Genomic DNA, 13,090 nt, shown 5'->3' with positions numbered 1-13,090 from the left:
CTGTGACATCCTGTTAAGGCCGGAACTATTATTTTGCAAGGTTATCTAATCGTTAAAACACTTATTGACAATGGGCGCACGCTTGGCTACTCGTCTTTCTTTATTCACCGCATTTTCTTTATGCACCCAGCTTTCCCTGCAGGCGCAGGACAAAAACCTGGTACAGTACGTAAAACCCATTATCGGTACTGAAAAAATGGGTCATACTTATCCCGGTGCTACCGTGCCATTCGGAATGGTGCAACTGAGCCCGGAAACAGATACGCTTCCATATGAGATGAACGGCCGTTATAATCCGGACGTTTATAAGTACTGTGCAGGTTATCAGTATGTTGATAAGACCATTACAGGATTTAGTCATACTCATTTCAGCGGTACCGGTCACTCTGACCTGGGCGATTTCCTGATCATGCCGACTACAGGTAAACTGTACCTGAATCCCGGCACTGCCAGCAATCCTGAAAGTGGTTACCGCTCCACCTTCTCACATGATAACGAAATAGCCGAAGCAGATTACTATAAAGTAAAACTCGATAAATATAACATCACTGCTGAACTGACCACTACCAACCGTGTGGGCTTTCACCAGTACACTTTTGCTGAAGCAACAGACCAGGCACATATCGTACTGGATCTGATGGCAGGCATTTACAACTATGGCAACAAGAACGTCTGGACATTTGTAAGAGTGGAGAACGATACCCTGGTTACAGGTTATCGTCAAACAAACGGATGGGCGCGTACAAGGACAGAATACTTTGCCATGTCTTTTTCCAAACCTATCTCCCACTACGGTCATCAGAACTATGCTAATGATGTGTACAAAGGTTTCTGGCGTAAGTTTGATGTAGCGCATGATTTCCCTGAAATGGCGGGAAGGCAGATCAGAGCATGGTTTGACTTCAAAGTACAGGCAGGCGAAAAAGTGAAGATCAAGTTTGCATTGTCTCCTGTAAGTACTGAAGGCGCACTGGCCAACCTGCGTGCTGAAATACCAGGATGGGATTTTGAAAAAGTAAAACAGGAAGGACAGGCTCAGTGGAATAAAGAACTGCATAAAATCACCGCACAGCTTAACAGCAATGAGGAAATGATCAGTTTCTACACCGCTATGTATCATGCATTCCTGAGTCCAACAACCTATATGGACATTGATGGCAGCTACCGCGGACTGGACCAGAACAACCATAAAGCAGAAGGCTTTACCAACTATACTACATTCTCACTGTGGGATACTTACAGGGCGTTGCATCCATTATTCAACGTGATACAGCCTAAACGTAATGCTGACATGATCCGGTCAATGCTGGCGCATTACGACCAGAGCGTACAGCACATGCTGCCGGTATGGTCACACTACGCGAACGAGAACTGGTGTATGATCGGTTATCACAGCGTGTCTCTTATTGCTGACGCGATCATTAAAGGCAATGCACCTTTTGATGCAGAGAAGGCGCTGGAAGCGTGTGTAACAACAGCCAGACATCGTACTTACGATGGTATTGGTTATTACATTGATAAAGGTTATGTACCTGAAGATAAAAGCGGCGCATCTGTGTCCAAGACGCTGGAGTATGCTTATGACGACTGGTGTATAGCGCAGATCGCGAAGAAACTGGGCAAACAGGATATCTATGATGAATTCATCAAACGTTCACAGAATTACCGCAATGTATATGATGCGAGCATTGGTTATATGCGTCCGCGTTTGAATGACGGTACATTCCGTGCAGCATTTGATCCGCTGAAAACTGACAACCAGGGCTTCATTGAGGGTAATGCCTGGAATTATAGCCTGTATGTACCACAATATCCTGCAGAGCTAATAGCACTTAACGGAGGTAAGAAAAGGTTCTCCGGACATCTGGATTCCCTGTTCACTATGCATCTTCCGGATGAATTCTTCGCTGAAACTGAAGACATATCCCGTGATGGTATTATCGGTAACTATGTACACGGAAACGAACCATCACATCACGTAGCCTACCTTTACAACTGGACAGGTGAACCATGGAAAACACAGGAAAGAGTGCGTATGATCCTGAAGAAAATGTATCACACCGGCTCAGCAGGATTAGGAGGTAATGACGACTGTGGACAGATGAGCGCCTGGTATATTTTCACTTCTCTCGGTTTCTATCCGGTATGTCCTGGTTCTGATCAGTATATACTGGGAAGTCCAGCTGTTAAGGAAGCTACCATTCAACTGGAGAACGGTAATACATTCACTGTAGAAGCACCTAACCAGAGTGATAAGAACGTATATGTGCAGAAAGTGACGCTAAACGGTCAGCCATTGCAGACCAACAGTATCAGCCATGCAGACATCATGAAGGGAGGACGTCTTGTCTTCCAGATGGGAGCAAAACCAAAAAAATAATCCGCTTTTCACATAGCAAAGAGGGATGGATGGGAGGATAGCCTCTTATCCATCCCTTTTTCTTTTTACGTAAATTTATATGTACTAACCCACATATATGAAAGCGATCCCACATCAGCACAGCTTCAGGTTCCACAACCTGGGCATTGGTGATATACAGCTGGGCAAAAAGCCGGGGCAGATACCCGGCATGTTACCTTTTCCCTCCTATACCGGTAAAAATAAGTTCCGGGTTTACCCTGATGCCGCTCACTATCATGCATTTAACGGAATAGCCAGAGGCACAATTGAGCGGGATGATCCCGGCATCGACCTACAGCATTTGTTTACCGGCGTTAATGAAAATGGATTTATCAATCGCATTTTTCTCTATCCGCAGGAGGCTAATGAACAACTGGCATGGCGATTGAGTCAGTTGTACGGAGAGCCGTCTATAGGGAAGGCACAGGCAGGAACACAAAACGCCTGGATTACGGAGAGTGAAACGGAGGTGACACTATTTAGTCCGGCAGCAAATGCAACAGCCGAAACTGTCATTTCGTTCCGTTTCTTTCATGATCTTCCGGCGCTGAAGGAGTATATCATTGAAGGTAGAACGTAGTTTGTAAGCAGACATTATACAAATGAAAAGGCCTGCTAAAAAGCAGGCCAGTTATGGTACTTTGGGGGGGACAATACAATTAGGGTTTTCAAAGGGTACAATATTTTAAATCAGCATTCAGGCTTAATTGCCTTCTCAATATTAGAGAAAATAAACTTCCGGTAGACGTCAACGGAAGCGTAAACGGGACACCAGATTCTTCACTTAGAGATACCTGTTACAACACCAAAATAAATATCGGTGGAGCAAAATGCTTGTTAGTCATGCCAATAGAGCATTTCAAAGAGATAAATACCTGATAAACAGCAATTCCTATACAGGTAAGTGGGGAGAAAAAACCGGCAATGAATCAAGAGGAAATGTATAAACATGTGAATGTAAACTGCGTGAATCACGGTAAATAGATAACCGGTATTTCACGGTCTAACGCTCACCGATTTTCAGGCTATATATAATAAGTGCCCAATTTTGAGGTCAAAGGCTCAGAAAAAGCTGCAGTTATATGTGAATTTTTTTTCACACCGATATTGTACGGTAAATTTACACCGTTATTAACGCAGAAAATTCTTCATATTTATACAAAAAAGTAGCATAAATACACGGTTTTTATATTATATAAAATTATATATAACCTGAACTAAAAGTAATTATAAATTTCTCATGATTGTAATGTTATGATTATCATAAGATTACAGAGATTCCCATATCTTTTAAAACCTAGTTTTAGGTTGTTAATGAGATTCAGTAAACCTAAAATAAATATCTTATGTCAGCCGCAAAAACCATGAAAGCAGGTCAGTTCGTAGACAAAAAGCACGTTACCATGCTGCGCGAAAATTATGTAGAGAACAGGTGGAAGGCTAATTCAGAGCGCTTGGGCAAGCCTGACTCTCTCAGCGTATGGTACAGCCTGGAAGGGTTGAAGCAATATATTGAGACTGCTGAAGCGGCTGGTGCAGATGGTATCAGGGTTTATTTTGGGGTTTACCCATCTGTTTTCCCTGAAAACATCCTACTTCAGGACAGACAGACGGTGGTTTTTGTAGCTACTCAACAGAAAGCCAGTCAAACCGGTAAAACCGAAAGTAAGGACCTGTATATTTCTACACCGGAGGGGCCTGAAATAATAGCCTTTAACTTTGCGCTGCCCTGTCCACCGGCATGTACAGGCGATCAAAGCAGAATGGGCCAGAGAACTGTTGAGCTTCAGCCTGCTGGAAATTAGCGTTTCCCCATCCATATAAATCGTACTCCTAGCTGCCGGATTAACCATCCGGCAGTTTTTTTACCAGAACGCGAAATTATTTTACCTACACTTTTACTAATTTACCAGCCGCATACAAGTCATTAGTAACAGTTTAAAACATTTGCCACCAATATTCTATGTCCTGCGTACATACACATATACTCCTGTTTTCCCATACTTCTCTGTACCGGTTGCCAGTGGCTGTAGTGATCATGATCATCTGTTTTGTTACAGCACTGCTGGCTAAACTACAGAAAGATCCGCCACGGTATCTGAACTCATTCATTATATATATCCTGGTAACTATTGTCGTGGAAGTGATTGCCTGGTGGTATAGCATCCATAGTAAACGCAACCTGATCTTCTATAACTTTTATGCGATCATCAACTTTACCTACCTGATCTTCCTGCTCAGGTCTTTTATGATCAATGCAAGAATGATCAGTATTATGGGAGTGCTCATGATAGTATATCCGGTCTTGTCACTTATAAATCTGTTCCTTATCCAGGGACTTAACACTGCTTTCAATACCTATACTTTTCTATCCGGCTGTATTATTGTAGTAACAGCCAGCATCTGTTATTTTTATGAGCGTATCAAATATCCCGGACCGCATAGCTTGTTAAAGGAGCCTGCCTTTTGGGTATCTACAGGCCTGCTCTTTTTTTACACCTGCAGTCCGCCATTGACGGGAGTACTGAATGCAATATCACTAATGCCATTTTATAACTATAAGACGCTTTATTTCATCAACCTTATGGTAAATATTATCCTATATTTATTGTTCAGCATTTCGTTCATATGCAATCTGATTTTCAGGAGGTATTCCTAGTCATTTTTACGTCCCTCTTCCTGCTTGTTTTACTGGTAGGCTTCATTGTTATTATGTTGATACTTAATCAGAAGAGCAGGCAGGCACAGGTGCAGGAACTCAGCTTAATGAAAGAAAGGTATGAACAGGAACTATTAAGATCACAACTTGAAATTCAGGAGAATGTGTTCGGGCATTTGTCTCAGGAGATACACGACAACATCGGGCAATCCCTCACATTCGTAGCACTATCTTTATTGACAGTACCGGTAGAGAACAACAGCGAGGCGCAGGAATACATAGAAGAAAGCAGGAAGGCTTTGCAAAAAGCCATCACAGAACTAAGAGATCTTTCACGCAGTTTACATACTGACCGTGTCACCGAAATAGGCCTTGCCAACTCCATTGATTTTGAACTGGAGCGACTGAAGAGGACCAATTTGTACGAAACTTCTTTTAATTTTGCCGACATACGGAACCTGCTGGACCATCAGACGGAAATCATACTCTTCCGGATTGTTCAGGAAATGCTCAACAATATCGTGAAACATGCCAAAGCGAGCAAAGTAGAAGTAAGACTATCCCATAAAACAGATGTTATCGTCCTGGAGATAAAGGACAATGGCGTCGGATTCGATCCTGAGGCCTTATTTGCCCAACAGGAAAGTTTAAAAGGACTGGGATTAATGAACATTCGAAAAAGAGCATCCCTGATAGGAGGCACCTTCCATATCAATAGTGCGAAAAATAGCGGAACCGCCATTCGTATCACTATACCCGTAAATAAACAATCATTCCATGAGCATAACCAGGAAAGCGAAATATAGTGTTGCCATTGCCGATGACCATGTGCTCGTTAGGAAAGCACTTGGCAGACTGATTAACACCTTTGCCGACTACTTCATTCTTTTTGAAGCCAGTAACGGAGAAGAAGTGATTAAGATCATTAATAACCGTGAGTTACAATTACCCGATATACTCATACTGGACGTGAATATGCCCGGTATGAACGGTTATGAAACTGCTACCTGGATCAACAACCATTTCCCTCAGATCAAAGTGCTCGCGCTCTCCATGCTGAACGACGAGTCAGTAATCATTAAGATGTTAAAATCCGGCGCCAAAGGATATATCATGAAGAACGTTGAACCAGACGATCTGAAAGAGGCCTTTGATTCTATTATTAAGAAAGATTTTTATCTGCCTGATTACATCTCAGGAAAAGTAATATCCGGACTGCAGAAAGATGTATTATCACTCAGCGAAAAAATAGAACTGACACCAAAGGAAAAGACATTCCTGCAATTTCTTTGTACAGAATTGTCGTATAAAGAAATAGCACAAAAGATGTTTGTAAGTCCCAGAACCATTGATGACTATAAAAGCAGTCTTTGTGACAAACTGAAAGTTAAGACCCGTGTAGGGCTTGTTATTTTCGGCATCAGGTATGGACTGATAGACATCAATACCGACTAAAGCGCATGGTCTTTCTTCACTGTTTTGCCCGCCCATGCTTTTTGCGCGGTCCACTCTTCGGAGGAAGCCGTCCAGAAAGCATTTTCATCTGGTAATCCTAATGCCAGGAAACCTGTGGTACACAGGTATAAACTGCCGGTGGATGTATATACATCTGCTATTTCCGGCTGATGGCCACAAAAGCCTAATTGCAGCCAACCATCTTTGTCGAACGTACCAGGCGTTTCAAAGATGTTCTTCATTACAGCGGTCAGTGCCGCCCGCACCTGACCAGGTTTCAGTTCCGCCGGTAATTGCTCATATAATGCCAGTTGTACCAATGGCTGAAAAGCAGCATTCCGGTACGTCATTGAACGGCCTACAACCGGGAACGTACCTTCCGGAGATATCAGTCGTTCCTGGATCACGCCATAACGCTGCATCCTCGTGATGGTCTGATCATACTCCCTTGAGTTGATCTTACCTGCCCCGGACAAGACTTTCAGAATATCCGCCAGCATGGGTTGTATCACGAAACCATTGTAATAGTCAAAATGGAAGTCAGCCCCATCGCCATACATACCGTCCCCTTTATACCATTCCTGGTGTTTCTTCACGGCGTAATCCACCCGCATGCCATCCCACTCTTCTCCAAACAACAGCAAGGCAGCTTCAATGATAGCGGCAAATAATAACCAGTTATTATATCCCGGTCTGATACTGCGCAGGCTTTTAAAGCCATCTATCACCCGTTGCTTCACGTTGGCAGGAAGAGGATGCCACAATTGTTTGGGCGCCCTGATAAAGGCATGTGCCAGGAAGGCGCCATCTACTAATGGCTGACCATCAAATTGCCCCGTGAAGTTCATAAAATCAGGTCCACCCGGTTGCACTGCCTGTGCGGTCGCCTTTAACGCATAATCGATAAAACGAGCCCTTATTTGCCCTTCGGCAGTCTGGTCGACCCCAAGTTCCAGCCAGGGAGAAATACCGGCCATAGTACGCCCAAAAGCCTCAAGGTAAGTCACCTTTTCAACAGGCTTATTGTAACCCGGCGCTTTTTCTGTAGGCATCCTTTGCCGGAGTTGCCCCTGGCTCAGATTTTTCATGACCGGTTCTGCTATACGGGTCAACAGCTGTACCCAATATTCCCTGTCTGCCTTAAAAGCAGCACTTCCTGCAGGCATTTGTGCTGCCTGCAGGAAGTTGCCTGATTTTACCGCTCCGGCCATACCGGCTAATGGAACAGCTTTTATGAAGTGACGTCTGTGCATTACTTAGCCCATTGTTTATATCGTAACAAAGCTTCAACAAAATAATAATCTGCATAAGTGAGTGGTACATCCACTTCTGAATTGTGCGGGATTGAACCTACGCTATGCATCAGGATGAAATTGTTATTCTCCCCTTCCTTTGCCAGGTAGGCTGGACTAGCCAGGCTTTCCAGCATATTCTCCCCTGCCTTCCAGTAACGTGCAGACACGTCACCTTTTGTATAACGGCTCAGTTCAAGCAGTGCAGATGCAGCTACCGCACCTGCAGACGCATCTCTTTTTGCATTCGGGATACCGGGAGCATCATAGTCCCAGTAAGGGATCAGATCTTCCGGCATGCGTGGATGCCCCAGGATGTAATCTGCAATATGTTTTGCCTGTTCAAGGTAAGCCTTGTCTTTCGTTTCACGGAACATCATGGTATAACCATACAGTCCCCAGGCTTGTCCGCGTGACCATGCAGAAGTATCGTTAGCTCCCTGGGCGGTATTCCTTGCTACTACAGCACCTGTTGTGGTATCATATCCAATTACATGATAGGAGCTGTAATCAGGTCTATAATGATTTTTGATAGTCGTATTAGCATGTGTACGTGCAATACGGTCGAAAGAAGGATCTTTACTCACCCTGGTAGCCCAGGTCAGTAATTCCAGGTTCATCATGTTATCGATGATCACCGGGAACTGCCATTTACCATGGTCCCATGATTTAATACAACCTACTGTAGGATTGAAACGTGTAGACAGTGAACGGGCACTTGTCAGCAATATCTCCTTATACTTAGGATCTTTGGTGATACGATACGCGTTCCCGGAACTGCAGTACAACATAAAACCCAGGTCGTGCGTTCCCTTGTTGTTCTTTTCTTTTTCCACCTGCGCGGTACGCTTAATTGCCTCCTCTTTCAAAGTATTATCCTTTGAATATTCAAACAGGTACCAAAGTGTACCGGGATAGAAGCCTGCAGTCCACCAATTTGTTTTAGCCGTCACCATACTGCCATCAGCATTGTTGGTAGTACGGGGTAATACGCTATCGGGTACATGCTGCATCATTTGTTTATACTGGCGTACAGCCAGGTCGAGCGTCTTATTTGCAAGCTCGGTCATTTGCTGCTTGCGGCTGTTTTGTTGGGCATATACAGTAGTGATACTACCCGACAACAGGAATGCACAGAAAAGGAGTTGTAGTTTTTTCATCTCGTGTAATTTTATTGACCGCAATACTAATTCTGCGGTTACTTACCAATTATATTTCCGCAATCGTTTGCACTCATGCAGATAGTGATGAACAGGCATGTTGCGGGGAACCGGCCTGCTTTATTTTGCTTTCTTCTTTACGGTCGTTTTAGATGTTGAAACAGGAGCAGCTGAAGAGGCGCGCTCTATCAGCTGGATAGGCACCAACTCTTCAGAGTAACGTTGCGGCGCTCCCGGTTGTTGTAATAATTCAAGTAATGCCTTCGCCACACGCTCTCCCATGATGGCAGGGAACTGGTCAACAGAAGTAATAGAAGGCGTAATGATCTCTGCACGCGGGTCATTGGAATACCCTACTATCTTGATATCTTCAGGCACGCGTAGGTTCTTCTTCCGGCAATACTCAAGAATAGTGATCGCTGTAGTATCATTGGCAGCAAATACACCATCCGGATAAGGGGGCCGGGCAAAGATCTTTTCACAGGCTTGCAAGGCATTTTCTTTGGTAAGTTCCTGGTAGAAGATCCTTGATTTCTTAAACGGGATCTTATGTTTGCGCAAGGCATTTTTATATCCGGCCACACGTTCTGTATACAGACTACATGTTAATGGGCCGGAGATATGCACAATGTCTTTACATCCCTTTTCAATCAGGTGCTCTGTTACTGTATAACCACCCAGATAATCGTCCCCCTTAACCACTTTTACCTTGTAGTCTTTCGGTACACGGTCAAAGAATACCAGGGGAATATTATTATCCTTGAAGATATCAAAGTGTGAAAAATCAGTTGTGTAAAGTGTACTGGAAACAGCAAGTGCATCTATCCTGGTAGAATATAAGGTTTCTGCCAGCGCTATCTCCTGTTCCAGTGAATCATTGGATTGACAGATCAGCACATGATACCCATGTTCGTGCAATTTATTCTGGATGACAGTACTGATCGTAGCAGGAAAGAACATGGAGATACGTGGCACTACCAGTCCGATGGTGCGGCTTTTATTGTTCCGCAAACCAGCAGCCATGGCATTGGGCCGGTAACCGAGCTTATTCGCCATCTTCTTCACCTTTTCCTTTGTGCGTGTGCTGATGTTCGGATGATTGTTCAGCGCACGGGAAACGGTAGATACGGAAAGTTTCAGCTCCTCCGCAATATCAACAATTGTCTTTTCTGTTCTTTTGCTCATAGATCATTATTCAGGTGCAATTTTTATCGCCCCATCCATCCTCCGTCAACAGTCAGAATGGTACCATGCACATAGTCGGATGCGGCAGATGCCAGGAACACAGTAGGCCCTTTGAAATCGGCAGGTTCGCCCCAACGGCCTGCGGGGATACGCTCCAAGATAGAAGCACTGCGCTTTTCATCTGCACGTAAGGCAGCTGTATTATCAGTAGCAATATATCCGGGAGCAATAGCATTTACATTCACGCCCTTACCTGCCCATTCATTGGAAAAGGCCTTTACCAGTGAACCTACGGCTCCTTTGCTGGCGGCATAACCAGGTACATTAATGCCCCCCTGGAAGGTGAGCAGCGATGCTGTAAAGATAATCTTTCCGCTGCCACGGGTTATCATTCCTTTACCTATTTCGCGGGTCAGGATAAACTGTGCGTTCAGGTTGATATTGATCACTTCATCCCAGTACTCATCCGGATGTTCTGCTGCAGGCTTGCGCATGATAGTGCCTGCATTGTTCACCAGGATATCTGTTACAGGATGCTTTTCCGTCACTTCTTTAATGAAAGCATACAGTGCTTCACGGTTGCCAAGATCACACTGATAACCGTAGAACTTACGTCCCAAAGCCTTCACAGCCTTTTCTACTTCGCTGCCTTCCTTTTCCAGCGATGCTGATACGCCTATTACGTCTGCTCCTGCTTCAGCCAGCGCTACGGCCATGCCCATTCCTATTCCTCTTTTACAACCTGTTACCAGCGCTGTTTTACCTGTCAGGTCAAATGATTGTAAGATCATGTTAGTATCTATACTGTTTACTGATTGATATTTACTTCCAGCGGAGCGGATAACTTAGCTGCAAATGCCTGCAAATAAGCGAACCATTGATCAGCACTGGTATAGCGGCCTGCCTTGTTCCAGGCGGCGCCAAAATAATATACGAAGGGTGCTTTGCCACTGGCTTTTGCTTTTGCAAGCAAATGCTGATCCGTGACCTGCATGCTACCGGCATGTACCGGTAATACCAGCCCCAGTCCTGTGATACCATCTGCTCCATGTTCAGGCTCCCAATAACCTGTAATACCTGTATTCTCATCCAGCAGGATAGTACCAGGCGTTGGCCTTTTCACAATACCTGCTGCTACCGGCAAACTATCACCTTGTTTCAGGGTGTATTGCACACTCATTTTATTGAGCTGGGAACCTGCGTCGAGACTGATCGTTTTCACGACAGAGACTGTTGTATTGCCCACCTGCCAAGCTTCATAACCCAACTGGAAGGTGCAACGTAACGGACCACTGTCTAGTACTTTCCATGTTCTGTAATTACGCGGATAGTATATAGAGTCGTTCAGATAAGGAGCTATATCACCACCGCCCAGCGTCATACCGACATGATAATAGTCAAGTCCCTGGCCATTGTCATGATGATAGTCGTTTGTTTTATACCACCTGTTCAATACAAGGTCACTGGTACGTTTTGTCCATACATCAATACCATGTGCATTTTCAGCCGGGAAATTTTCCAACGCTGCTCCATACATACGGAAAGCAACACGGTCATTTTCCCAGGCAAAATCATCCTTACGCTCGGGTACAAAACGTGCGTATGTACGGGCCGGCACTGTAGCAGGTTTACCTGCTACGGCAGTGAGCACCACATTGGCATGTGCAGGAACACTCACCTGCACCAGCAGCAACTGGGGCTGTGGCGTACCTTCGTATGCCAGCTGGTAGGGTACTTCTTTGCCGGTTTGCTTATTGATCAGTTTAAAAGGGCCAGCTACAGCATTGAGTTTAGCATAAGGTATTTCCACGATCTCTTCATTGCGTGCAATAGCAGAAGTATTTTTAATCGTGATACTTACCGGTGCGATAACTGGTTTATCCGTGGAACCGGCCAGCAGGTTAGAGTGCCATAATCCTGCGACCATTAACAATAAAAAGATCCGCTTCATGGTTTTTATTTGAGATCAGGTATTGCGCAAACATCCATATCCCCATAATCAAGATTTTCACCAGCCATGCCCCAGATGAAAGTATAGTTGCTGGTGCCTGCACCGGAGTGAATGGACCACGGCGGTGATATCACCGCTTGTTCGTTCTGCATCCAGATATGTCTTGTTTCCTGTGGTTGCCCCCAGAAATGGCATACAGACTGACCCTGCGGCACTTCAAAGTAAAAATATACTTCCATACGTCTGTCATGGGTATGAGCAGGCATGGTGTTCCATACGCTACCGGGTTTCAGTTCTGTCATTCCCATCTGCAACTGGCAGGTAGGCAGTACAGTACTAACCAGTAATTTATTGATAGTACGGTGATTAGCTGTTTCCATGGCTCCCAGTGTCACTACTTCCGCGTCTTTACGGGAAACATGCCGAGTAGGATATTCATGGTGAGCGGGCGTTGAGTTCAGGTAGAACTTCGCCGGAGCACTATTGTCTTTACTGCTGAATAACAATTCCTTTTTGCCTTTCCCTACATATAAAGCTTCTTTGAATCCGATCTCAAACGTCTCTCCGTCCACTTTTACTACGCCGGCGCCACCAACATTGATAATACCCAGCTCTCTCCTTTCCAGGAAGTAAGCGGCTTTAAACTGGTCGGGCGGAGTCAGTGTCAGGGTCTTTCCAACAGGAAAGATCCCTCCGGTCACAAAGCGATCATAATGACTGTAAACCAGTTTGATCTCATCCTGTACAAAAAGCTGTTCTATCAAAAGTTCCTTCCGGGTCTGTGCTGTGTTCCAGCTCAACACTTCTGCCGGGCTGGCGGCATACCTGGTTTCTGCAGTCATAATCTCGACATATTAAATTAAGAAATGATAATTCATGATGGGGATGCTGTATCAGTGCATCTTTTTTCATAACCTGAATGAAAGGTAACGCATAATGCCGAAAATTGCAAACGTTTGCATAAAATACCGGCAGGTGCCAGAAGCA

The 13,090-nt window shown here is 44.7% G+C and carries 12 protein-coding genes; 6 read left to right on the top strand and 6 right to left on the bottom strand.

Annotated elements, in window-relative coordinates:
• The first annotated feature begins 70 nt into the window (after window positions 1–70).
• From C7475_RS25835 to C7475_RS25810, 6 genes are all read left to right on the top strand, one after another.
• Complete coding sequence (locus tag C7475_RS25835; RefSeq protein WP_110056306.1) at window positions 71–2,380, top strand: GH92 family glycosyl hydrolase; 2,310 nt, start codon at window positions 71–73, stop codon at window positions 2,378–2,380.
• Between the two features lie 97 nt (window positions 2,381–2,477).
• Window positions 2,478–2,981 carry a hypothetical protein gene (locus C7475_RS25830; RefSeq protein ID WP_110056305.1) on the top strand — a complete coding sequence of 168 codons (504 nt, stop codon included), beginning with the start codon at window positions 2,478–2,480 and terminating at the stop codon, window positions 2,979–2,981.
• A gap of 766 nt (window positions 2,982–3,747) precedes the next feature.
• Window positions 3,748–4,206: a hypothetical protein gene (locus C7475_RS25825; protein WP_110056304.1), complete on the top strand. Its 459-nt coding sequence runs from the start codon at window positions 3,748–3,750 to the stop codon at window positions 4,204–4,206.
• A 158-nt stretch (window positions 4,207–4,364) separates the two neighbouring features.
• The gene (locus C7475_RS25820; protein ID WP_110056303.1) at window positions 4,365–5,060 is read left to right on the top strand and encodes a hypothetical protein; all 696 of its coding nucleotides are present in this window, start codon (window positions 4,365–4,367) and stop codon (window positions 5,058–5,060) included.
• Window positions 5,030–5,866: a sensor histidine kinase gene (locus C7475_RS25815; protein ID WP_110056302.1), complete on the top strand. Its 837-nt coding sequence runs from the start codon at window positions 5,030–5,032 to the stop codon at window positions 5,864–5,866. Before C7475_RS25820 ends, C7475_RS25815 begins: the two co-directional genes overlap by 31 nt.
• A complete protein-coding gene (locus C7475_RS25810; RefSeq protein ID WP_110056301.1) occupies window positions 5,838–6,515 on the top strand; it encodes a response regulator transcription factor in 678 nt (225 codons plus the stop codon). Before C7475_RS25815 ends, C7475_RS25810 begins: the two co-directional genes overlap by 29 nt.
• Here C7475_RS25810 and C7475_RS25805 read toward each other — a convergent pair.
• From C7475_RS25805 to kduI, 6 genes are all read right to left on the bottom strand, one after another.
• Window positions 6,512–7,768: a DUF2264 domain-containing protein gene (locus tag C7475_RS25805; protein WP_110056300.1), complete on the bottom strand. Its 1,257-nt coding sequence runs from the start codon at window positions 7,766–7,768 to the stop codon at window positions 6,512–6,514. The two genes, C7475_RS25810 and C7475_RS25805, sit on opposite strands and share 4 nt — an antisense overlap.
• A complete protein-coding gene (locus tag C7475_RS25800) occupies window positions 7,768–8,967 on the bottom strand; it encodes a glycoside hydrolase family 88 protein (RefSeq protein WP_110056299.1) in 1,200 nt (399 codons plus the stop codon). The genes C7475_RS25805 and C7475_RS25800 overlap by 1 nt, the downstream gene beginning before the upstream one ends.
• 120 nt (window positions 8,968–9,087) lie before the next feature.
• Entirely contained in the window at window positions 9,088–10,152 is a 1,065-nt protein-coding gene (locus C7475_RS25795; protein ID WP_110056298.1) for a LacI family DNA-binding transcriptional regulator, read from the bottom strand.
• A 23-nt stretch (window positions 10,153–10,175) separates the two neighbouring features.
• Entirely contained in the window at window positions 10,176–10,940 is a 765-nt protein-coding gene (locus C7475_RS25790) for an SDR family oxidoreductase (protein WP_255412669.1), read from the bottom strand.
• A 20-nt stretch (window positions 10,941–10,960) separates the two neighbouring features.
• Window positions 10,961–12,103, bottom strand: a complete 1,143-nt coding sequence (locus tag C7475_RS25785) for a DUF4861 family protein (protein WP_110056296.1) — start codon at window positions 12,101–12,103, stop codon at window positions 10,961–10,963.
• 5 nt (window positions 12,104–12,108) lie between these two features.
• Entirely contained in the window at window positions 12,109–12,945 is an 837-nt protein-coding gene (gene kduI, locus C7475_RS25780) for a 5-dehydro-4-deoxy-D-glucuronate isomerase (protein WP_110056295.1), read from the bottom strand.
• Window positions 12,946–13,090 lie beyond the last annotated feature (145 nt).

This window comes from Chitinophaga sp. S165 (assembly GCF_003182155.1).
GTDB lineage: Bacteria > Bacteroidota > Bacteroidia > Chitinophagales > Chitinophagaceae > Chitinophaga.
Note: the sequence above shows the minus strand (reverse complement) of the source record. Positions and strands in the feature narration are given on the sequence as shown.